Origin of the sequence: Xanthomonas arboricola (genome assembly GCF_003353015.1) — a bacterium.
Classification (GTDB): domain Bacteria; phylum Pseudomonadota; class Gammaproteobacteria; order Xanthomonadales; family Xanthomonadaceae; genus Xanthomonas; species Xanthomonas arboricola_E.
Map to the genome: position 1 here is coordinate 1,561,433 of NZ_QREM01000009.1, position 22,715 is coordinate 1,584,147.

14 protein-coding genes are annotated in these 22,715 nt (G+C 66.3%); 10 read left to right on the plus strand and 4 right to left on the minus strand.

Features of this window, described 5'->3' with window-relative positions; translation table 11 throughout:
* Positions 1-148 precede the first annotated feature (148 nt).
* The gene (locus C0541_RS17145) at positions 149-1,513 is read right to left on the minus strand and encodes a glutamate--cysteine ligase (protein WP_115050170.1); all 1,365 of its coding nucleotides are present in this window, start codon (positions 1,511-1,513) and stop codon (positions 149-151) included.
* Positions 1,514-1,728: 215 nt separating this feature from the next.
* Here C0541_RS17145 and C0541_RS17150 point away from each other — a divergent pair, with 215 nt between their 5' ends.
* Positions 1,729-2,424, plus strand: coding sequence for a VIT1/CCC1 transporter family protein (locus C0541_RS17150; protein ID WP_115050172.1), 696 nt, complete (start codon positions 1,729-1,731; stop codon positions 2,422-2,424).
* Positions 2,425-2,579: 155 nt separating this feature from the next.
* Here the strand turns inward: C0541_RS17150 and yihA are convergent, their stop codons facing one another.
* A complete protein-coding gene (gene yihA / locus C0541_RS17155; protein ID WP_115050174.1) occupies positions 2,580-3,203 on the minus strand; it encodes a ribosome biogenesis GTP-binding protein YihA/YsxC in 624 nt (207 codons plus the stop codon).
* 144 nt (positions 3,204-3,347) lie between these two features.
* On the opposite strand from yihA, the gene C0541_RS17160 reads away from it, so the two are divergent.
* The 7 genes from C0541_RS17160 to betA all read left to right on the plus strand — a co-directional run bounded on the left by C0541_RS17160 (position 3,348) and on the right by betA (position 12,059).
* Entirely contained in the window at positions 3,348-4,145 is a 798-nt protein-coding gene (locus C0541_RS17160; protein ID WP_161960115.1) for a c-type cytochrome, read from the plus strand.
* 97 nt (positions 4,146-4,242) lie between these two features.
* On the plus strand, positions 4,243-4,893 hold the full coding sequence (locus C0541_RS17165) for a thiol:disulfide interchange protein DsbA/DsbL (RefSeq protein WP_115050176.1): 651 nt from the start codon (positions 4,243-4,245) through the stop codon (positions 4,891-4,893).
* Positions 4,894-4,984: 91 nt separating this feature from the next.
* On the plus strand, positions 4,985-5,800 hold the full coding sequence (locus C0541_RS17170) for a thiol:disulfide interchange protein DsbA/DsbL (protein ID WP_115050178.1): 816 nt from the start codon (positions 4,985-4,987) through the stop codon (positions 5,798-5,800).
* Positions 5,801-5,849: 49 nt separating this feature from the next.
* On the plus strand, positions 5,850-6,587 hold the full coding sequence (locus C0541_RS17175) for an endonuclease/exonuclease/phosphatase family protein (RefSeq protein WP_115050453.1): 738 nt from the start codon (positions 5,850-5,852) through the stop codon (positions 6,585-6,587).
* A 136-nt stretch (positions 6,588-6,723) separates the two neighbouring features.
* Positions 6,724-8,703, plus strand: a complete 1,980-nt coding sequence (gene betT, locus C0541_RS17180) for a choline BCCT transporter BetT (protein WP_115050180.1) — start codon at positions 6,724-6,726, stop codon at positions 8,701-8,703.
* 40 nt (positions 8,704-8,743) lie between these two features.
* Positions 8,744-10,216: a betaine-aldehyde dehydrogenase gene (gene betB, locus C0541_RS17185; protein ID WP_115050182.1), complete on the plus strand. Its 1,473-nt coding sequence runs from the start codon at positions 8,744-8,746 to the stop codon at positions 10,214-10,216.
* Between the two features lie 172 nt (positions 10,217-10,388).
* Positions 10,389-12,059: a choline dehydrogenase gene (gene betA / locus C0541_RS17190; RefSeq protein WP_115050184.1), complete on the plus strand. Its 1,671-nt coding sequence runs from the start codon at positions 10,389-10,391 to the stop codon at positions 12,057-12,059.
* 511 nt (positions 12,060-12,570) lie between these two features.
* On the opposite strand, the gene C0541_RS17205 is transcribed toward betA, so the two are convergent.
* Positions 12,571-15,450 (minus strand): TonB-dependent receptor, encoded by a 2,880-nt coding sequence (locus C0541_RS17205; protein ID WP_115050186.1) that lies wholly within the window; start codon positions 15,448-15,450, stop codon positions 12,571-12,573.
* Between the two features lie 271 nt (positions 15,451-15,721).
* Between C0541_RS17205 and C0541_RS17210 the strand changes: the two genes are divergently transcribed.
* The gene (locus C0541_RS17210) at positions 15,722-17,695 is read left to right on the plus strand and encodes a transglycosylase SLT domain-containing protein (protein ID WP_193725936.1); all 1,974 of its coding nucleotides are present in this window, start codon (positions 15,722-15,724) and stop codon (positions 17,693-17,695) included.
* A 1,004-nt stretch (positions 17,696-18,699) separates the two neighbouring features.
* Positions 18,700-19,932: a multifunctional CCA addition/repair protein gene (locus C0541_RS17220; protein ID WP_115050188.1), complete on the plus strand. Its 1,233-nt coding sequence runs from the start codon at positions 18,700-18,702 to the stop codon at positions 19,930-19,932.
* A gap of 178 nt (positions 19,933-20,110) precedes the next feature.
* Here the strand turns inward: C0541_RS17220 and C0541_RS17225 are convergent, their stop codons facing one another.
* On the minus strand, positions 20,111-22,642 hold the full coding sequence (locus C0541_RS17225; protein ID WP_115050189.1) for a TonB-dependent receptor: 2,532 nt from the start codon (positions 22,640-22,642) through the stop codon (positions 20,111-20,113).
* Positions 22,643-22,715: the final 73 nt, after the last annotated feature.

The window sequence follows — 22,715 nt, forward strand, 5'->3', positions numbered from 1 at the left end:
GCGATCAGCACCGCGCTTGCGCGCGGCCCGCAGCCCACCTCTGGCGTCCGGTCTGCCTGGGATTCGACGACGCGATCCGCGCCGTCCTGCGCCTCTTTCCCCACACAGAGCCGGCAAGACGCGCGCCGGCACCTGCCTGCTTCGACGCTCAGTAGGCGAACTCGCGGAACACCCGATCGATGTCGCCGTTCCAGGCACCGTGGTACAGCGCCAGCTTGCGCTCGGCGGCGGTCACGCCGCTCTCGGCGATCTCGGCGATCACATCCAGGAATCCGGTCTCGTCCTGCCCGTCGCGGTTCAGGCGCGCACGCCGGCGCAGCCCTTCGCGCGCGATATTGACCGCGTCCACCGCCAGGTCGCGCACGGTGCCATTGCGGAACGGCAGGCCCAGCGCATGCCTGGGCACGCCGTCGCGCAAGGCGTGGCGCTCGGCCGGGCTGAAATCCTTGACCAGGTCCCAGGCCGCATCCAGCGCGGTGTCGTCGTACAGCAGCCCCACCCAGAACGCCGACAGCGCGCACAGCCGGTCCCACGGGCCGGCATCGGCGCCGCGCATTTCCAGGTACTTCTTCAGGCGCACTTCCGGAAACGCGGTGGTCATGTGATCGGACCAGTCGCGCAGCGTCGGCAACGCGCCCGGCAGTGCCGGCAACCGGCCCTGCATGAAATCGCGGAAGCTCTGCCCGCTGGCATCGACATAGACGCCGTCGCGGTAGGAAAAATACATCGGCACATCGAGCAGGTAATCGACGTAGCGCTCGTAGCCGAAGCCGTCTTCGAACACGAAATCCAGCATGCCGGTGCGATCGGCGTCGGTGTCGGTCCAGATGTGCGAGCGGTAGCTCAGGTAGCCGTTGGGCTTGCCTTCGGTGAACGGCGAATCGGCGAACAACGCGGTGGCGATCGGCTGCAGCGCCAGCGACACGCGGAACTTCTTCACCATGTCCGCTTCGCTGGCGTAATCCAGGTTGACCTGCACGGTGCAGGTGCGCGTCATCATGTCCAGGCCGAGCGAGCCGACCTTGGGCATATAGTTCTTCATGATCTGGTAGCGGCCCTTGGGCATCCACGGCATCTGGTCGCGGCGCCACTTCGGCTGGAAGCCCATGCCCAGGAATCCCAGCTGCAACTCGCCGGCCACCTGGGCCACTTCGTCCAGATGGGTGCCGGTTTCCACGCAGGTGTGATGCAGGGTTTCCACCGCAGCGCCGGAGAGCTCCAGCTGGCCGGCCGGCTCCAGCGTCACCGAGGCGCCGTCGCGCAGCAGCGCGATGGTGTGGCCGTTTTCCTGCACCGGCGCCCAGCCGAAGCGGGTCAAGCCGGTCAGCAGCGCCTGGATGCCGCGCGCGCCTTCGAACGTGGGCGCGCGCAGGTCGTCGAGCTGGAAGCCGAACTTTTCGTGCTCGGTGCCGATCCGCCAGTCCGCACTGGGCTTCTCGCCGGAGGCCAGCACCTGGATCAGCTCCGCACGTTCGGTGATCGGCGTTTCGGCAACGTGGCTGGGACTCGACAAGGGCAGGCTCGCAAACGTGAAGGGGTGGGACGATGTGGGGATATTCCCCAGCCACCGCAAGGCCCGCACTATAACCGTAGGTCATGGAAGAATCGCGGTCATCGGCCAGGTCTGAGATTTCCATCCATGGGCACTACGCAGCCCGATGCGATGCAAGACGGTCACACCGATGGCGATGGCTTGGCATACGCTCCTGGTAGCCAACGGAGCCAGACATGCCTGCGCACCCCATCGAAACCCATCGCAGCGACCGCAGCGGTTGGCTGCGTGCAGCCGTGCTCGGTGCCAACGACGGCATCGTCTCGGTCGCCGGGCTGCTGGTCGGGGTGGCCAGCGCAGGCGCTTCCGCCTCGGTGGTGCTCGCGACCGGCGTTGCCGGAACCGTGGCCGGCGCGATGTCGATGGCGGCGGGAGAGTATGTCTCGGTGCAGTCGCAGGTCGACACAGAACATGCGGACCTGGAGACCGAGCGCCGCGAACTGAAGGACGTTCCCGAAAGCGAACTGGACGAGCTGGCTGCCATTTACTGCCAGCGCGGCCTCGACCCCACGCTGGCACGCCGCGTCGCAGAACAGCTCACCGCTCACGACGCCCTGCAAGCCCACGCACGCGACGAGCTGGGCATCACCGAAACGGCGCGCGCCCGCCCGCTGCAGGCCGCAGCAACGTCGGCGGCAGCATTCATTGCCGGCGCGGTGCTGCCGGTGGTTGCCGCCCTGCTTGCACCGGCCGGCGGGCAAATCTGGGCAACGGGCGCAGCGACACTGGCCGGACTGACAGTCACCGGCGCACTCGCGGCGCGCGCCGGTGGCGCCAGATTGTGGCGCGGCGCACTACGGGTGGTGTTCTGGGGTGCGGCCGCCATGCTTGCCACCGGTCTGGTCGGCAGCTTGTTCGGCGTGCAGGTCTAGAACGTGATGCGCGGCGGGGTGAGTCCGTAGCGGCCGACACCGCGACGGCGCCCGGCAAGTGGACCGATCGTCGCGCCGCACCAGGATCTGCCCGACTCCCCCAGCCTTCCGCCGGGCATCGCTGACCGCGACCGCCCGATGCAGACCGGCGTCGATCACGCCTGCGCGGACGGCTCCGTCTCCAGGCCCAGCCAGCCGCCGACGATGCCGCGCAATTCGTCCACGCCCTGGCGCGATTCGCCGGAGTAGGTCTGCACGGTCACGCTGTCGCCGAAGCGCGAGGTCACTTCCTTCTTGACCTTCTGCAGGGTCTGCATCTGCTGGCCGCGGCCGAGCTTGTCGGCCTTGGTCAGCAAGCCGTGCGCGGGCAGGCCGCGTTCGGCGGCATAGCCGAGCATCTGCAGGTCGTAATCCTTGAGCGGGTGGCGGATGTCCATCACCACCACCAGCCCGCGCAGTGCCTCGCGGGTGCGGAAATAGCGGTCGATGAAGGCCTGCCAGTGCGCCTGCAGGTCCTGCGGCACCTTGGCGTAGCCGTAACCGGGCAGATCCACCAGATAGCGCTCGGGCTGGATCTGGAAGAACACCAGCTGCTGGGTGCGGCCAGGGGTCTTGGACACGCGGGCAAGCGCATTCTGGCGGGTCAGCGCATTGAGTGCGCTGGATTTTCCGGCGTTGGAGCGGCCGGCGAAGGCCACCTCGTAGCCGCCATCGTCGGGCAGTTGCCGGGCGTTGTGGGCGGACAGGTGGTAGCGGGCTTGTTCGATAAGGAGCGACATCCCGCTAGGATCGCACGTTCGGGGCCTGACGGTTTTGCTGCACTGTTCGTTGACCCTGGCGCAAAGGCGTGTCGATAATCGAAGCACGCCTGCCACAGCCAGTACCCACCGCGCGCGGGCCGGATCCATACGGAGCTTCAGCTGATGCGCCATGCTCGTGTGCTAGTCCTCGCCGCCCTTGCCGTGCCGGTCATTGCCGCCGTGGCGTTTGCGCAGTCGGCGGTCACGCCGATCCCCGATCCGCCGCCGGTGCGCGTTGCGCCGCTGGAGGTGGACCTGTCCAAGACCACCTGGGGCGATGCCAAGGCCGGCCAGACCAAGGCCGCCGCCTGCGCGGCCTGCCATGGCCCGGACGGCAATCCGGCGGTGGCCATGTACCCGCGCATCGCCGGCCAGACCGAGCGCTACGTGGCGCACCAGGTCGCCCTGATCGCCAGCGGCGAGCGCAATACCGGCATGTCGGCGGTGATGGTGCCGTTCGTCAAGGACCTCACCGCGCAGGACATGCGCGACCTGGGCGCCTACTTTGCCACGCAGAAATCCGCCGCCGGGGTGGCCGACGACGCGGTGGTCAACGAGGGGCCCTACCAGGGCCTGAAGTTCTACGAGGTCGGCGAGAAGCTCTACCGCAGCGGCGATGTCGCGCGTGGCGTGCCGGCCTGCATGGCCTGCCACGGCCCGTCCGGCAGCGGCAATCCCGGCCCGGCGTATCCGCGCCTGGGCGGCCAGCATGCCGAGTACGTGGCGCGGCGCCTGAAGGACTACCAGGCCGGCACCACCCAGGAGCGCAACCCGGCGCTGTTCAATATCATGGCGCAGGTGGCGCAGCCGCTGACCGAGCAGGAAATCCAGGCGCTGGCCAGCTATCTGCAGGGCCTGCACGACCGCGCCGACGATGCGGCCGCCATGCAACCACCCGCAGCAACGCCCGCACGCTCATGAGCTGACGGCCGCAACCGCCACACCGTGTCACGACGCCGGTCCTGCGACCGGCGTCGTCGTTTCCCGCCCTCCCGCTTCCCACCCCCACGGAGCCCGCATGAACCTGCTTTCCCGTCTGTCCCTGCTGCTGTTGATGCTGATGCCACTTTCGGCCTGCGCCGCCGACAAGAACGCCCCGCCGGTGGAAGGCGACGACTACATCGTCATCGACGGCGGCCAGCCGTACGCGCCGCTGGCCGGCAAGGTCGAGGTGGTCGAAGTGTTCGGCTACACCTGCCCGCACTGCGCACACTTCGAGCCCACCCTGGAGGCCTGGGCGGCCAAGCAGCCGTCCTATGTGCGCTTCACCCCGGTGCCGGCGGCATTTGGCGGGTTCTGGGATGCGTTCGCGCGCGCCTACTTCGCCGCCGACCTCCTGGGCGTGGCCAAGCGCAGCCATCGCGCCATGTTCGAGGCGATCCACGAAAAGCAGACCGTGCCGACCCAGAACGTCGCCCCGGAGGAACTGGCCGCGTTCTATGCCGGCTACGGGGTGCCGCAGCAGCGCTTCGTCGAGACCTACAAGAGCCAGGCGGTGGAGGCCAGGCTCGAGGCGGCGCGCGAGTTCGTCAAGCGCAGCAAGCTGCCCGGCACCCCGGCCATCATCGTCAACGGGCACTATCTGATCGGCGCGCGCAACTACCCGGACATGCTGCGCGTGGTCGACTACCTGATCGCCCGCGAACACGCCGGCCCTGCCAAGCGCTGAACCGCGTAACCGCCACCGACGGCCGCCCATGGCATCATGCGCCCCGCGGCCGTCCGGCCCTTTCCTCGCCCCACGCTGGAGAACCAATCCGATGAAGACCCGCTTCGCCCTGACGCTGATGGCGCTGCTGCCGATCCTGGTCGCCTGCAAGGCCCAGGACGGCTCGTCCGACACCGCACCTGCCGCCACCACGCCGGCGACCGAAGCCGCGCCTGCGCCAGCCGCTGCCACGCCGGCCGCCGACCCCGCCGCGCCGCCTGCGGTCGACGAAAAGGCCAACACGCCGCCGGCCGCTGCCCCCAGCGCCGCACCGCGCGCACCGAACGGCCCCGAGCCGGTCGCCGGCACCGACTATCTGGATATCGAAGGCGGCCAGCCCTACCAGCAGGCCGCCGGCAAGATCGAAGTGGCCGAGGTCTTCGGCTATGTCTGCCCCGCCTGCAACGCGTTCCAGCCGCTGATCGGACCGTGGAAGGCCGGCCTGCCGTCGGACGTGCATTTCGTCTACGTGCCGGCGATGTTCGGCGGCCCGTGGGACGACTACGGCCGTGCGTTCTACGCCGCCGAGACCCTGGGCGTGCAGGAGAAGACCCACGAAGCGCTGTACAAGGCCATCCATACCGAGCAGACCCTCAAGGGCGAGCGCGGCAAGGATTCGGTGCAGGACATCGCTGCGTTCTACGCCAAGTATGGCGTGGACCAGAAGACCTTCATCGACACCATGAGCAGCTTCGGCGTGTCGGCCAAGACCAATCGCGCCAAGCAGTTCGCCACCCGCAGCAAGCTCACCGGCACCCCGTCGCTGATCGTCAACGGCAAGTACCTGGTCAAGGGCCAGAGCTTCCCGGACATGCTGCGTATCGCCGATCACCTGATCGCGCGCGAACGCGCCACGCTGGCCAAGTGATCCTGTCGATCGCCGCCCCGTGAACGCATCGGATTCGCGCACCCTGCGGGTGCTGACGGCCAATATCCAGGCCGGCTCCAGCACCCGCCGCTACAGCGACTACGTCACGCGCAGCTGGTCGCATGCGCTGCCGCTGGGCAGCAAACGCACCAGCCTGGACAGCATCGCCAAACTGGCCGGCGAGCGCGACATCGTCGGCCTGCAGGAGGCCGACCCGGGCAGCCTGCGCTCGGGCTTCACCAACCAGACCCACTACCTGGCCGAGCGCGCCGGCTTCCATTACTGGAGCCACCAGCCCAACCGCCGCATGGGCGGAGTCGCCTCCAGCGCCAACGGCCTGCTCAGCAAGCTGGAACCGCTGGAAGTGCAGGACCACGCCCTGCCCGGCCGGATCGGCGGGCGCGGCATCCTGCTGGCCAAGTTCGGCCAGGGCCGCGAAGGCCTGGCGGTGGCAGTGGCGCACCTGTCGCTGGGCGCCAATTCGCGCATGGCACAGCTGGCCTTCATCGCCGAGTTGTTGTCCGAGCATCCCAACGCGATGTTGATGGGCGATTTCAACTGCATGGCCGACCGGCCGGAAATGCAGGCGCTGTATCGGCACACGCGCTTGCAACCGCCCAGCTGCGAGGTGCATACGTTCCCGAGCTGGCGTCCGGACCGGGCGATCGACCACATCCTGGTCAGCGACAGCCTGACGATCGACCATATCGAAGCGATTCCCGCAGCGTTCTCCGATCATCTTGCCGTCGGCATGGATATCCGCGTGCCGCAGCACCTGCTGCGTTGACCATCGCGCAAAGTGGCTACGGGGTCGCACTGGCGACCTCGACCGATGACACCCCCTCGACGCCGCCTGTGCGATAACGCAGGCGGTTTTTCGTTGGGAGCACGGCACGTGATACGCGTCATATGAGTGTGTCGGCATGAGTGCAATAGCGCCGCAGCCGTCGCCGGTGCGCACCCTGCGGCCGGTATTCGTGCTGGCGGCGACCGTCGTCTGTACGTTTGCATTGTTGGTGTCGTTGTTTCCGTTGCAGGCCGGTCGCGTGCTGCTGGACGCGCAGACCTGGGCCTCGCGCAATGTCGGCTGGTACTACCTGCTGGCGATGACGGTGTACCTGGTGTTCGTGCTCGGCGTGGCCTTGTCCAGCTACGGCAACATCAAGCTCGGCGCCGATCACGACGAGCCGGAATTCAGCTATCTCTCCTGGGCCGGCATGTTGTTCGCTGCGGGCATCAGCATCACCCTGTTCTTCTTCTGCGTCTCCGAACCGCTCACCCATTACCTGCAGCCGCCGCAAGGCGGCACCGGCAACGGCGAAGCTTCCGCGCGCCAGGCCATGCAGTTGCTGTTCCTGCATTGGGGATTGCACGGCTGGGGCGTCTTCGCACTGGCAGCGATGGCGCTGGCGTATTTCGCGTTCCGCCACAATCTGCCGCTGGCCTTGCGCTCGGCGCTGTATCCGCTGATCGGCAAGCGCATCAACGGGCCGATCGGCTACACCGTGGACGCACTGGGCATCGTGGCCACCGTGTTCGGGCTGGGCGCGGACATGGGCTTTGGCGTGCTGCATCTCAACGCCGGCCTGAGCACCTTGATGGAGGTGCCGCATGCGCACTGGGTGCAGGTGGCGCTGATCGTGGCGATGATGGGCGCAGCGATCGTGGTGGCGGTGTCCGGCGTCGAGAAAGGCGTGCGCTGGATGTCGGACATCAACATGCTGCTGGCGATCGCGCTGCTGCTGTTCATGCTGTTTGCCGGCCCCACGCAGTATCTGCTCAACGCGCTGATACAGAACCTGGGCGACTACCTGGGCAGTGTGGTCAACAAGAGTTTCGACGTGTACGCCTACGGCGGGCGCAGCGACTGGCTCGGCAACTGGACGGTGTTCTACTGGGCGTGGTGGATCGGCTGGGCACCGTTCGTGGGCCTGTTCATCGCACGCATTTCGCGCGGCCGCACCATTCGCGAGTTCGTGCTGGGCGTGTTGCTGATCCCGCTCGGCTTCACCCTGGCGTGGCTGTCGATCTTCGGCAACAGCGCGCTGGACCAGTTGCTGCATCACGGCCAGGGTGCGCTGGCGCAACAGGCCATCGCTGCACCGGAGACGGTGTTGTACTCCCTGCTGCAAAGCTACCCGTGGAGCCGCACCGTGATCACGGTGACGGTGGCGATCAGCTTCGTGTTCTTCGTGACCTCTGCCGATTCGGGCACGGTGGTGTTGTCCACGCTGTCCTCCCACGGCGGCGAACCGCACGACGACGGCCCGCGCTGGCTGCGCGTGTTCTGGGGCGTGCTCACCGCAGTGGTAACCGGCGGCCTGTTGCTGGCTGGCAGCATGGACGCGCTGAAATCGGCCGTGGTGCTGGCCTCGCTGCCGTTCTCCGCGGTGTTGCTGCTGATGGCCTGGGGTTTGTCGCGCGCGCTCAGCCAGGAATCGCAGCGCAAGCGTGCGCAGCTCTACAGCCCCAGCCCGCTGATCGGGCAATCGCGGCATCACCGCGGCTGGCGTCAGCGCCTGGGCCAGGCGATGCACTTCCCCGCGCGCGACGAGGTCTATCGTTTCATGCACGACCAGGTGCGCCCGGCGATCGAAGCGGTCACCGCGCAGTTGCAGGAAGAAGGCTGGCAGGTCAGCAGCCGGCTCGACGACGACGACATGGAGATCAGCGTCGACCACGGCGAGCAGCAGGGCTTCCGCTACCAGGTGGTGATGCGCGGCTACCTGACACCGTCCTTCGCCGCGCAGCGCCTGCGCAACCAACGCTATTACCGCGCCGAAGTGTATCTGTACGAAGGCAGCCAGGATTACGACCTGGTCGGTTACAGCCGCGAACAGATCATCAACGACATCATCGATCAATACGAGCGTCACCTGCAGTTCCTGCATCTCACGCGCTGAGGTGCCGCCGCTGCGGCGTGCGCCCCACAGGAGGTTTGTCATGCCACGTTTCCCCGACCAGTTGCTGTATATCGGCGGCCGTTACGTCCCCGCCCGCGGCGGCCACACCTTCGAGGTGGTCAACCCCGCCACCGGCGAGGTGCTGGCCAATGTGCACAATGCCGGCGCCGATGACCTGGATGCTGCAGTCGACAGTGCCAAGGCCGGCCAACAGCAGTGGGCCGCGCTGACCACGGTGGAACGCTCGCGCATCCTGCTGCGTGCGGTGGCGCTGCTGCGCGAGCGCAACGATGCGTTGGCCGAGCTGGAAACGCTCAACACCGGCAAGCCACTGAGCGAAACCCGCAGCGTGGATATCGTCACCGGCGCGGACGTGCTGGAGTACTACGCCGGGGTGGCGCAGGCGCTGCAGGGCGCACAGGTGCCGCTGCGGGAAGGCAGCTTCTTCTATACGCGGCACGAGCCGCTCGGCGTGGTCGGCGCGATCGGCGCGTGGAATTACCCGATCCAGATCGCGCTGTGGAAGGCCGCGCCCGCGTTGGCAGCCGGCAACGCAATGATCTTCAAGCCCAGCGAAGTGACACCACTGACCGCACTCAAGCTGGCCGAACTCTTCACCGAGGCCGGCCTGCCCGATGGCGTGTTCAACGTGCTGCCCGGCGACGGCGCCAGCGTAGGCACCGCGCTCACCGAACACCCGCAGATCGAAAAGATCAGCTTCACCGGCGGCACCGCGACCGGGCGCAAGGTGATGGCCAGTGCCTCGAGTTCGTCGCTGAAAGACGTGACCATGGAACTGGGCGGCAAGTCGCCCTTGATCGTCTGCGCCGACGCCGACCTGGATCTGGCCGCCGACATCGCGATGATGGCCAACTTTTACAGCTCCGGGCAGGTCTGCACCAACGGTACGCGTGTGTTCGTGCCGCGCGCGCTGCGCACCGCCTTCGAGGCGCGGCTGCTGGCACGCGTGCAACGCATCCACATCGGCGACCCGCTGGACGCGCGCACCACCTTCGGCCCGATGGTCAGCGCCGCGCACATGCAGCGGGTGCTGGACTACATCGAACAGGGCAAGGCCGAGGGCGCACGCCTGCTGTGTGGGGGCGAACGTCTGCGCGACGGCGCACTGGCACAAGGCTGCTATGTCGCACCGACCATCTTCAGCGATTGCACCGACGTGATGACCATCGTGCGCGAGGAGATCTTCGGGCCGGTGCTGAGCCTGCTCACCTACGACGACGAAGACGAAGCGATCGCACGCGCCAATGCCACCACCTACGGCCTGGCCGCCGGCGTGGTCACGCCGGACCTGGCGCGCGCGCATCGCCTGATCCATCGCCTGCAAGCGGGCATCTGCTGGATCAATACCTGGGGCGAATCGCCGGCACCGATGCCGGTGGGCGGCTACAAGCAATCCGGCGTGGGCCGCGAAAACGGCCTGGCGACGCTGCAGGCCTATACCCGCACCAAGTCCATCCAGGTCGAACTGGAACGCTACGTGTCGGTGTTCTGACAGGCTGACGCTCCCTGACAGGCAGTCGCCCAGCGGCACCGGCAACACGCGCGAGCCGCGACCTGCCCATCGTGCTGTCGGATCGACGGCTGCCGTTTCGAACCAGACCGCCGGCCCACTGCGCAATCGTCCTGAAAGCCGCTTCAACCGGCACCGCACCAAGGAGAAGCTCATGCAACGCGAATACGACTACATCATCATCGGCGCCGGCTCGGCAGGCAACGTGCTGGCCGCGCGCCTGACCGAAGATCCGGGCGTCAGCGTGTTGCTGCTGGAAGCGGGCGGGCCGGATTACCGGCTGGACTTCCGCACCCAGATGCCGGCGGCGCTGGCCTTCCCGCTGCAGGGCCGCCGCTACAACTGGGCCTACGAAACCGAGCCGGAGCCGCATATGGACAACCGGCGCATGGAATGCGGGCGCGGCAAGGGGCTGGGTGGCTCGTCCCTGATCAACGGCATGTGCTACATCCGCGGCAACGCGCTGGACTTCGACCACTGGGCCAGGCGGCCGGGCCTGGAGGACTGGAGCTACCGCGATGTGTTGCCATACTTCCGCAAGGCCGAAACCCGCGACATCGGCGCCAACGAGTATCACGGCGGCGAAGGCCCGGTCAGCGTGGCCACGCCGAAGAACGACAACAACGTGCTGTTCCATGCCATGGTCGATGCCGGCGTGCAGGCCGGTTACCCGCGCACCGACGATCTCAATGGCTATCAGCAGGAAGGCTTCGGGCCGATGGACCGCACGGTGACGCCGCAGGGACGCCGTGCCAGTACGGCGCGCGGCTATCTGGACATGGCGCGCCCGCGCGATGGACTGCACATCGTCACCCATGCCACCACCGACCGCATCCTGTTTGCCGGCAAGCGCGCGATCGGCGTGCACTACCTGGTCGGCAACAGCAGCGAAGGCATCGACGCGCATGCGCGCCGCGAGGTGCTGGTGTGTGCAGGCGCGATCGCCTCGCCGCAGCTGCTGCAACGCTCAGGCGTCGGCGCGCCCGACCTGCTGCGCGCACTCGATGTGCAGCTGGTGCACGACCTGCCCGGCGTCGGCCAGAACCTGCAGGATCATCTGGAGGTCTATATCCAGTACGCCTGCACCAAGCCGGTATCGTTGTATCCGGCATTGCAATGGTGGAACCAGCCGGCCATCGGTGCGCAGTGGCTGTTCGCCGGCACCGGCACCGGTGCCAGCAATCAGTTCGAAGCCGGCGGTTTCATCCGCACGCGCGAAGAATTCGACTGGCCCAATATCCAGTACCACTTCCTCCCCGTTGCGATCAATTACAACGGCAGCAATGCGGTGAAGGAACACGGTTTCCAGGCGCATGTAGGCTCGATGCGCACCCCCAGCCGCGGGCGCGTGCATGCCAAGTCGCGCGACCCGCGCCAGCATCCGTCGATCCTGTTCAACTACCAATCCACCGATCAGGACTGGCAGGAATTCCGCGATGCGATCCGCATCACCCGCGAGATCATCGCCCAGCCCGCACTGGACGCCTACCGCGGCCGCGAAATCAGCCCGAGCGCAGACTGCAGGACCGATGCCGAGCTGGACGCCTTCGTGCGCGCGCGCGCAGAGACGGCGTATCACCCGTCCTGCTCCTGTGCGATGGGCAGCGACGACATGGCGGTGGTCGATGGACAGGGCCGCGTGCACGGCATTGAAGGCCTGCGCGTGATCGATGCGTCGATCATGCCGCGCATCATCACCGGCAACCTCAACGCCACCACCATCATGATCGCCGAGAAGATCGCCGACCGCATGCGTGGCCGCACGCCACTGCCGCGCAGCACGGCCGACTACTACGTGGCCGGCGATGCGCCCGTGCGCGGGTAACGCTAGAAAACGCGGTGCGCCACCCTGGGTCGAGTGCGCGGTGCCCTCACCGGTTGCGGGACACGCCGTAAACCCGTACCTGGGGCTCGGTGGCGGCATCCATGCCGCCACATGGTCCCGCAAGCGGCGAGGACACCGCACCAGACAGTTGGTCGGCGCTCATTTGAAAAGCTGTCTGTCGTGCGATCTGCATCAAACGGAGAACCGATGCTTCATGATCGAACGAAGGCATCGAGCACTGCTCTTCCATGCGCACCGACCCTCTCGACGGGTCCTTGCCCGCTCACCGNCTTCATGATCGAACGAAGGCATCGAGCACTGCTCTTCCATGCGCACCGACCCTCTCGACGGGTCCTTGCCCGCTCACCGTCGCGGGACCTTAGGCGGCATGGATGCCGCGTAAAAGACTCCATCGACGGATTCACGGCGTGTCCTGCGAGGGTGGGCGGGCAAGGGCCCTGCAGCAAATCCGCAGATCAGCCGCTCTCCGCTTTACGGCGGCCCAGACAGACTAAAACTTCAAGTCGACCCGCGCATACCAGAAGCGCCCACCGGGAATGTCGTAGGTGGAGGCGTCGTAGCCATTGAGGGAGCACGACAGGCACAGCGGCGGATCCTTGTCGAAGACGTTGTTCAAGCCGGCCGTCAGTTGCAGACCCTTGAGCCAATCGACGCGATAGCCCAGCTGTGCATCGTGATAGGTGATCGCATCCAGGCGATTGGTGCCTACTGCAGGATTGGAACACACCGCAAATTCCACCGCATCGCCGCATTGCTCGGTGAGCTTGGAAATGTGGCGCGCGGTCCATGACGCAGTCCAGTGACCCAGCGACCAGTCCAGCACCGCGTTGCTGGTCCATTCCGGGATCGCGCTGTCCACGACTTCGATGCCCGGACCCTGCGGCTGCCGTTGCCCCGCCGCACCGAGCGCCTCGTAACGGCCCACGAAGGTGTTCTGCCAGGACAACTTGAAACGGCCAAACGCCGTCTCCGGCAACGTCCAGAACAGATCCACATCCCAACCGTCGGTCTTGATCGAGCCCAGATTGGTCAAGCGATTGTTGAACGCGTTGATGCCACCGGTGGAGGCGCGCCCGATGCCGTTGCAATACAGCGCGTCCAGGGTATCCACACACAGGTCCAGCTGGGTTTGCGCATTGATCGCCTGGATCGCGCCGTCGACATGGTGCCGATAGAACGTCATCTCCAGATCGAGGCGATCGGACCAGCTGGCATTGCTGGCGAAGCCCGGGCTGAACACGAAACCGGCACTGAAGCTGCGCGAACGCTCCGGATCCAGCTGCTCGTTGCCGCCGGTGGTGACCGAGATCTGCTGGTTGGCCTGCTGGTAGCCGGCCGGTACGCCGAGCGATGCGCAGTTCGCGGCGCTGCCGCGCGGTGCGGTGCCGCCCAACCCGATCGAGCATGGATCGGACAACTGCAGATCGGCGCGCGCGGCCGAACCGAACAACTCGCCGATGGTCGGCGCACGGAAGCCCTCCGCGTAACTGGTGCGCAACACCAACTCATCGGTGACCTGCCAACGCAAGCCGTATTTTGGTGTGAACTCACCGCCGAAGGTGGAGTAATCCGAATAACGGCCAGCGATGTTCAAGTCGAGTTTGTCGCCCAGCGACGAATTGGCGAAGATCGGGATATTGAGTTCGAGATAGGCCTCGTTGACGTCGTAGCTGCCCGAGGTCGGCAATGACGGTACACCGTTGTAGCGCCCCGCCACGGTGAGCGGATCGGGTTGGTAGGACCCTTCGTACTTGCGGTACTCGTAGCCGGTGGCGAACGACACCGCGCCACCGGGCAGCTGGAACAGCTCGCTGCTGAGGTTGGCGGTGAACAGGCTCAACTCGTTCTGGCTGCGGTCGCGCACCACCGGCTGGATCCAACGCAACATCTCCGGCGTGATGCTGCCGGCGCCGCCGAAGATATCCAGCGGCACGCAGCCGGCCACCGCCGCACATGCGGCCGGATCGCCCAGGCCCAGATTGATGTTGTAGAGGTTGTAGCTGCCGTAGTTGGTCTGTTCGGCCTTGTTCTTGCTGTACATGCCGTTGACGTCCCAGTACCAGGTCCGCGCCGCGCCTTCGAAAGTGCCCACCAGGCCGGTGCCGAAATACTGCGTGTCGACCTGCTGCTCGAACCGGCGCGCACCGCCTTCGACCGGGCGGCGGCCAATCTGGATCAGGTTGGTGGCCGAATCCAACGCGAAGCCGAATGGATTGAACGGATTGAGCGCGGAAATCACGATGTTGTCGGCCAGCGGATTGCCGGTGCCGGCATCGGGGCCGAGAAAGATCGGCTCGGGCGCGGCCTGGTTGGTCGACTCGCGCCGGTTGCCCAGCGCCTTGACGTACCACTGCACGTCGTCGTTGAAGTAATAGCGGAACTGCGCGAACACGCCCTTGCGCTCGGACGGCGTCAGCAGCAGATTCTGTTCGGCAAAGTTGTAGCGGTCTGCAGTCCCAAAGCAGTGGTAATCGTCGCTGCGTGTACACCCCGCACTGCCATCGTATTGCGGCGTGCCGACACCGGCGTTGGGCGTGAGGTTCTGACGCACGCCGGTGTTGGGATCGACGAACTGGAAGCGCCCATCCGGCGTTGCCGAACTGGCAAACGTCAGCCCGGTGCCCGGAATCGGAAAGCGCGCCTGCGCGCGATCGCGTGCATAGATCGGATCCTGCTTGACGTAGCTGGCACCCAGAAACAGGCTGAAGTCCTCGCCGCTGGTGCCCCAGGCCAGGTCCATGCCCTGGTTGGCGCCGTCGCCCTTGCCGTATTGCCCGTAGTTGAGCGTGACCTGCGCACCGTCGAAGCTGCGCCGGGTGATGATGTTGACCACGCCGGCAATCGCGTCCGAGCCGTACAGCGACGAGGCGCCATCTTCGAGCACCTCGATGCGCTCCACGATCGCCAGCGGAATGGTATTGAGGTCGGTCGACGAACCCACGCCCGAGGCCGAGGATTCGTTGACCCAGCGGATGCCATCGACCAGGACCAGCACGCGCTTGGAACCGAGATGACGCAGATCCACCTGCGCCGAGCCGGCGCCCACGCCACCGCCATCGGGCGGAAAACCGAAGTTGCCCGACGAGTTGAACTTGGCGTTGAGCGCCGACCCCGACGCGGTAAGTTCCTGCAGCACCTCGCCGATGGAGGTCAGGCCGGTGCGTTCGATATCGGCGCGGTTGAGCGTCTGGATCGGCACCTGGCCCTGCAATTCGGCGGTCTTGATGCGCGTACCGGTGACCTGCACGCTGTCGAGCGTGCGCGTGCTCGGGGCGGCCTCGGGCTGTTGCGCCCAGGCGAGTGTGGGAACCAGACACAAGGACAACGGCACAGCCAGGCGTGACCGACGGGGGCCAATCAGACGCTTCATCCTTTCTCTCTCCAGAAGGATTCTTGAGTGTCCGCACGCCCCCGTGCCCTGCGGTCCGCCCCCACTTTTAAACGAAACCTTAACGCCCCGCAAGCCGACCGTGCCGCAGTGGAAAGGGGTCTGCATTGCTCAACCGCATCGGGCCACGGGTACGCATGCGCGGTACGCAGCTGCATCGCACTGCACGCCCATCACTGCCGGCAGCGCCAGTCGGCACAGACCCAGTGCGCATTCACTCAGGCGCGCAGGCGTGCTTCGGTATCATCGCGCAATGACTTATCCCCCCCGTCTTGCCACTGTTTTCGTCGGCCTGCTGTGCCTTGGCAGCACTGCGCTGCATGCCCAGAGCCTGGACCCGCAACTGACCGCCATGCGCGATGCCATCGCTGCTGCAGAGCGCGGCCAGTCCGATGCCGGTCAGCTGGGCGCGTTGAACCGCCACCCGCTGTATGGCTGGCTGGAATTTGCCACGCTCAAGCGCAACATCGACAAGGTGTCCAATGCGCAGGCGCAGGGATTCCTGCAGCGTTATGCGGGCCAGCCGGTGGCCGAAAGCTTCCGCGGCACCTGGTTGCCGGCGGTGGCGCGCCGCCAGGACTGGAACACCTTGCTGGCCAACTGGAAGCCCACCGACAACCTGGGCCTGCGCTGCGCGCAGCTGACCGCACGCCAGGCGACCGGCAAGCTGGATGCACAGTGGAGCCGCGACGCGTTGACCTTGTGGCGCTCGGGCAAGGGCCTGCCCGATGCCTGCGATCCGGTGGTTGCCGGGCTGGAAGCGCGAGGCGAGCTCACTGCCGCGCTGCGCTGGGAACGCGTGGAAGCGGCTGCCGATGCACAGCAGCCGGCGGTGATGCGCACCGCCGCGCGCGGCTTGCCGGCGGCCGATCTGGCATTGGCGAACGATTACGCCGCGTTTCTGGACAAGGTGCACCCGCGTGCACTTGGTTGGCCAAAGACCGAGCGCAGCCGTCGCATCGCCGTCGACGGCCTGGCCAAACTCGCCAAGAGCGATCCGGACGCGGCCGAGCAGCAGCTGCCACAGCTGGCGACCGCACTCGGCTTCAGCGAGGCGCAGCGCGGCCAGGTGCTGTACCAGATCGCGCTGTGGACGGTGGCGTCCTACCTGCCCGATTCGGCACGGCGCCTCAATGCAGTCCCCGATGCCTCCTACGACGAGCGCCTGCACGAATGGCGCGCGCGCGAGGCGATGTCGCGTGGCGATTGGCCGGCGGCCCTGGCGGCGATCCGCAAGATGCCGGCGACCCAGCGCAGCGATTCGCGCTGGCAGTACTTCGAAGCGCGCCTGGCCGAGAAGACCGGCGCGGCCGCAGCCGCACAGCCGCTGTATCGCGCCGCCGCGCAATCGCCGACCTTCCACGGCTTCCTGGCCGCCGATCGCCTGCAGCAGCCGTATCGGCTGTGTCCGTGGGAGCCCAAGGACAATCCGCAAACAAAGGCCGCCGTCGCGCGCGATCCGGCGTTGAACCGCGCGATCGCCCTGTTCCAGATCGACCGCCCCGGTTGGGCGGTGGCCGAGTGGAACGACGCCGCCAGCCGCTTCGACGACACCCAGCGCCGGCTAGCGGTGCAGGTGGCCAACGAAAACGGCTGGTTTGATCGCGCGGTGTTCGCGCTAGGCAAGCAGCCGGACGAACAACGGCTATATGCGTTGCGCTTTCCGCTACATCACGACGACAGCATTCGCCGCGAAGCGGCCAAGAACGCGATCGACCCGGCCTGGGTGGCAGCAGAGATCCGTGCCGAAAGCATCTTCAATCCACGCGCGCGTTCGCCTGCCAACGCGATGGGCCTGATGCAGGTCTTGCCGGGCACCGGCGCGGCCGTGGCAAAGGGCATCGCCCTGCCCGGCTACGCAGGCGCCACCAGCCTGTACGAGCCGGACACCAACATCGCCATCGGCACCGCCTATCTACGCCAGTTGCTCAACACCTACGGCCTGCCCTACCTCACCATCGCCGCCTACAACGCCGGCCCGGGGCCGACCGGGCGCTGGCAATCGCAACGCCCCAGCTTCGAGCCGGATTTCTGGATCGAGACCATCAGCTACAAGGAAACCCGCGAGTACGTTGCGCGCGTATTGGCCTTCAGCGTGATCTACGACTGGCAACTCAACGGCGACATGCTGCCGCTGAGCGATCGCCTGATGGGCAAGCTGGTGGACAAGCGCCTGAAGCCGGTATGCACGCCGGGCCAGGCGACCACCAACGCGGCGCAGGACTGAGCGGCGAGCCAACCAACGAGCACCGCCACCGACTGAGGGGGCGTGCTTGCGCGGTGAGGGTGGTTGTCTCGGCCAGGGGCGCAAAGCATGCGATACCCCGCTGATACGCATCGCTCGGCACTCATCGGGGATTGGAGCTTTGAGGCTTTGAGGCTTTGAGGCTTTGAGGCTTTGAGGCTTTGAGGCTTTGAGGCCAACCAGCATTTCAGGTCATTGCGTCGTTCGGGTGCAAATCGAAAGCCCGGTGCGTCGAGGGCGCGGCGCCCTCACCGCTTGCAGGACACGCCGTGAACCCGTCCCTGGGAGCTCGGTGGCGGCATTCATGCCGCCACACGGTCCCGCAACCGGCGAGGACACCGCACCAGACAGTTGGTTGGCGCTCATTTGAAAAGCTGTTTGTACTGCGGAGTGCATCAGAGATGGAGCGGATGCTTCATCGTCGAACAAGGCGCACCCAGCACTGCTCTTACCTTGCGCACCGACCCTCTCGACTGGTCCTTGCCCGCCCACCGTCGCGGGACCTTACGCGGCATGGATGCCGCGTTAGAGCTTACAGGGACGTACTTGCAGCGTGTCCCGCGATGGTGGGCGGGCAAGGGCCCTGCAGCCAAGTCGCAGCCCATCCGCTCTACAGCTGACCTACACAGGCCAGTCGCAAGTCGCGTTGGCTTGCTGTTGACGGCCGCAAAGCCACGTAAGCGCTACAAGGATGTATTTGCAGCGTGTCCCGCGGTGGTGGGCGGGCAAGGGCCCCGCAGCCAGGCCGTAGTTCACTGGCCCTGCCTTGCAGCGTGTCCTCCGATGCCAGGCGGGCGAGGGCCCTACAGCCAGGCCGCAGATCCGCCACTCTCAGCGCTACGACTGGATGACCCGCATTGACCGATCGGCGCCAGCTGCTGAGAGCATGTTGGCGTCGCCTGGCATTCCAAAACGTTGCCCAAAAGTCCCACGGCAATCGATGCGTGGTGTTTCGACCCGCGCCCTGCATCGGGCATCATGTCGCGATGAAGATCTATCTCGTTGGCGGCGCAGTCCGCGATGCCCTGCTTGGCCAGCCCGCTGGCGACCGCGACTGGGTCGTGGTCGGTGCCGATCAGGCGCAGATGGAACGCCTGGGCTTCAAACCGGTGGGCAAGGATTTCCCGGTGTTCCTGCATCCGCGTAGCGGCGAGGAATATGCGTTGGCGCGCACCGAGCGCAAGTCCGGGCGCGGCTATCGCGGGTTTGTGGTGGATGCCGATCCGTCGGTGACCCTGGAAGAAGACCTGCTGCGCCGCGACTTCACCATCAACGCGATTGCGCGCGACGAGGACACCGGCGAGTTGTTCGACCCGTATGGCGGCGCGCGCGATCTGCAAGCGCGCGTGTTGCGCCACGTGGGGCCGGCGTTTGTCGAAGATCCCGTGCGCGTGTTGCGCGCTGCCCGCTTCATGGCGCGGCTGGCGCCGCTTGGTTTCACCATCGCGCCCGAAACCGCCGCCTTGGTGCGCGAGATGGCCGCCAGCGGCGAACTGGACAGCCTGGTGCCCGAACGGGTGTGGCAGGAATTACGTCGCGTGCTGGAGAGTGCGCAGCCGTCGGCCTTCCTGCGCACGCTGCACGACACCGAAGCGCTGCGCATCATCCTGCCCGAAATCGATGCCCTGTATGGCGTGCCGCAACGTGCCGAATTTCATCCGGAGGTGGATACCGGCACTCACCAGGAAATGGTCAGCGACATGGCTGCGCGGCTGGCGCCCGGCGATGCGCTGGTGGGCTTTGCCGCACTGACTCACGACCTGGGCAAGGCGCTCACCCCGCCGGAGGAGTGGCCGCGCCACATCATGCACGAACAGCGCGGCCTCGCCCCGCTGCAGACATTATGCGAGCGCCTCAAGGTGCCGCAGGATTATCGCCAGCTCGCCGTCACTGCCTGCCGCGAGCACTTGAATGTGCACCGCCTGTCCGAACTGCGCGACCGCACCGTGCACGAGCTGCTGGTGCGCTGCGACGGGTTCCGCCGCCCCGAGCGCATCGCACAACTCGCCCTGGTCTGCGAAGCCGATAAACGTGGCCGGCTAGGCAGTGAAGAGGCCGCGTATCCACAGGGCGACCAACTCAAACGCCTGCATGCTGCTGCACTGGCCATCAATGCGCGCGACCTGGCCGCAGAAGGCCTGCAAGGCCCGCAGATCGGCGAGGCATTGGCGACGGCACGGATTGCGGCGATTGCGGCGGCGCGCAGGGCCAGCGCATAGCCAATGCATCGCGCATGCCGTTGCAGCGACGCAACGCTGATGTGGGAGCGCCAGGCAGGATGTGACTGCACCGCTCCGGGCTGGCGACCACCCAACCCGGTCGACGTCAGGGATGCAGCGCACACGCGGGGTATCACTATTCAACCGGGCGGCTGCACGACAGCCGCCCGGCGATGCGTCACAGCTTGAAGTTCAGGCTCAGCATGAAGGAGCGGCCGTTCTTGTAGAGGTAGTACGGCTGGTTCTTGTTGCCGATGTAGCTGAAGTAGGTTTCATCCAGCAGATTGGTGGCTTCCAGCGCCACGCGCAGCCGCTCGGTGGCCTGGTAGCCGAACGAGGCATCGACCTGGGTGAACGCATCGGTCATCTGCTGCCCGTTGAGGCGGCCGATCTGGGTGAAATATTCCGAGCGCCAGCCCAGGTTCACCCGCGCACTCCATTTGCCCTGCTCGTAGTACGGGCTGAGGTTGTAGGCGTTGCGCGAGTTGTACGGCAGGCTGTAATCGCCATCGGTTTTCGAATCGGAATAGGTGTAATTGGCCACCACGCCGAACCCGTTGCCGAAGTTGTGCTGCAGGTTGAGCGCCACGCCCTGCACCTTGGCATCGCCGGCATTGGTCGGCACGGACGTCTGGTAGGTGCTTGAGCCGCCGGTGGCGTTGTTGAAGAACACCCGGTCTTCCACCGTGGTCAGGATGTAGTTGGAGATGTCGCGCGAGAAGAACTCGCCGCTGAGCAGGCTGCTGTCGGAGAAATACCACTCCAGCGAAGCGCCCAGGTTGGTCGACTCGTACGGGCTCAGGCCGGGATTGCCCGTGGACGCGGTGAGCGTGGTGTCGTCAGTGGCCACGTACGGGGTCATGTTGGTGTAGCGCGGCCGCGCGATGACCTTGGAGGCAGCCAGGCGCAGCATCAGGTCGTCGCGCAGGTCGTAGGCGATGTTGAAGGACGGCAGCCACTTGCCATAGCTGCTGAGGAAGTTGACCGGCGTATAGCCGCCACCGGGCGCGTAGCTGAAACCGTCGGTGGAATCGCGCGTGTGCACGTAGCGTACGCCGATGTTGCCGCGATAGCGCTCGCCGGAAAAATTGCCCTGCAGGAACCAGGCGCGGTTCTGCTCCTCGATGCTGTAGTTGCCGGCGTAGCTGATCGGCAGGCCGGCATCGCCTTCCAGGCCACCGATGTAGCGACCGATCGCGCCGCGGCCGATGGTGGACCAGCGTTGCATGTCGGCGCTGGTGGACAGGCCGTCCAGGTAGCCGGACGGCGTGGTGCCTGGCGAGAAATCCGCGAGCGTGCTGCCGTCGTTCGGCGTCCAGGTGCGGCTGTAGGACGACTGCCCGGTGGCATGATTGGTGAGCTTGATGCCGGTCAGGATCTGCGTGAACGGGCCCCACTCCACCGCATGGTCGAAGTCCAGCTGCAGGTAGCGCTCCTTGTCGTACTGCGGGCTGTGGCTGGCGGAGGCATTGTTGAGCTGCATTGCCGCCGCATTGGTGGGATCGGTGCTGTAGTCCATCGCGGTGCGGCGCCCGTCGATGTTGTAGCTGTAACCGGCGAGATTGCGGAACTGGATGCCGTAGATGCGCTCGGCACCGCCTTGGGAACTGGTGTAACCGACCTGGCTGGAGGCATTCCAGCCGTCGCCATGCCAGTCGGCGCGCAGATGGATGCTGCCGGTGCTGACATCGCTGCTGCGCAGGTAGCCATCCAGGAAGGTGGTGGACTGATCGCCGAAGGTGCCCGAGGTCGCCACGCCGTTCTCGAAGCCCAGCGCCTGCGCATCGCCGGGGTTAGAGCCCCAGTACCCGTAGCGGCTCTGGTTGTAGTTGTCGAAATTCTCGGTGACGTACAGGCCGGTCAGGTTGAGCTCGAAGTCGGCATCGGGCTTCCATTGCAGGGCGGCGCTGACGCCATCGCGCTTGCGCGTCTGCTGGAACAGCGCGGTATTGATCGAGGTCGGGAACACGCCGGTGTTGTTGCCGACCACCGCCGGCGGAAACGCCGCGTCGGCGACATCGTCGTAGCCGAAGATCTCCACACCCTCGCGGCGCAGGACACGCTGGGAATGCATCACCGAAGCCAACACGCCGAACGTTTCGTCCTGGTTCTTCCAGCTGTACAGGGCCGAGGCGTTCGGCTTGCCTTCGTCGGAGCGATCGTTGTAGCCATAGCTCACCGTGCCGGTCAGCGTATTGCGCTCCAGTTCGAGCGGTTTGCGCGTGTGCACGATCACGGTGCCGCCGATCGACCCTTCGTCGATGCGCGCTTCCGGCGTCTTGTAGACCTCCATCAGGCCGACCACTTCCGGCGCCAGCGTGCTGTAGTTGAACGAGCGGCTGTCCGGGTCGTTGGGGTCGCCGCCCCAGCTGGTGGAGGCAATGGTCTGGCCGTTGAGCAGCACGCGGTTGAGCGCCGGATCGGTGCCGAGGATGCTGACCTTCTCGCCTTCGCCGAACTGCCGGTCCACGGTGATGCCGGACAGCCGCGACAGCGACTCGGCGACGTTGGTATCGGGGAATTTGCCGATGTCTTCGGCGCTGATCGCATCGACGATCGCATCGGCATTGCGCTTGACGTTGAGTGCCTTGCCGAGGCTGGCCTGATAGCCGACCACCTTGACCTCGTCCAGCGTGGACACCGATGGGTTGGTCTGCGCGGACGGCTGTTGCCGGGCGGGTTCCGCCTCCTGCGCAAACGCGGGAAGCATGCTGGCACCGGCGAGGGCAGCGCCACCCAGCAGCAGGCGACGGACGGCAACACTCAGTCGCGAGCGACATGGC

What these genes read in the sequence shown, in the direction of transcription:
- C0541_RS17150 (WP_115050172.1), top strand. Translation starts at nt 1,729, where the DNA reads ATGCCTGCGCACCCCATCGAAACCCATCGCAGCGACCGCAGCGGTTGG.
- yihA (WP_115050174.1), bottom strand. Translation starts at nt 3,203, where the DNA reads ATGTCGCTCCTTATCGAACAAGCCCGCTACCACCTGTCCGCCCACAAC.
- C0541_RS17160 (WP_161960115.1), top strand. Translation starts at nt 3,348, where the DNA reads ATGCGCCATGCTCGTGTGCTAGTCCTCGCCGCCCTTGCCGTGCCGGTC.
- C0541_RS17165 (WP_115050176.1), top strand. Translation starts at nt 4,243, where the DNA reads ATGAACCTGCTTTCCCGTCTGTCCCTGCTGCTGTTGATGCTGATGCCA.
- C0541_RS17170 (WP_115050178.1), top strand. Translation starts at nt 4,985, where the DNA reads ATGAAGACCCGCTTCGCCCTGACGCTGATGGCGCTGCTGCCGATCCTG.
- betT (WP_115050180.1), top strand. Translation starts at nt 6,724, where the DNA reads ATGAGTGCAATAGCGCCGCAGCCGTCGCCGGTGCGCACCCTGCGGCCG.
- betB (WP_115050182.1), top strand. Translation starts at nt 8,744, where the DNA reads ATGCCACGTTTCCCCGACCAGTTGCTGTATATCGGCGGCCGTTACGTC.
- betA (WP_115050184.1), top strand. Translation starts at nt 10,389, where the DNA reads ATGCAACGCGAATACGACTACATCATCATCGGCGCCGGCTCGGCAGGC.
- C0541_RS17205 (WP_115050186.1), bottom strand. Translation starts at nt 15,450, where the DNA reads ATGAAGCGTCTGATTGGCCCCCGTCGGTCACGCCTGGCTGTGCCGTTG.
- C0541_RS17210 (WP_193725936.1), top strand. Translation starts at nt 15,722, where the DNA reads ATGACTTATCCCCCCCGTCTTGCCACTGTTTTCGTCGGCCTGCTGTGC.
- C0541_RS17220 (WP_115050188.1), top strand. Translation starts at nt 18,700, where the DNA reads ATGAAGATCTATCTCGTTGGCGGCGCAGTCCGCGATGCCCTGCTTGGC.
- C0541_RS17225 (WP_115050189.1), bottom strand. Translation starts at nt 22,642, where the DNA reads ATGCTTCCCGCGTTTGCGCAGGAGGCGGAACCCGCCCGGCAACAGCCG.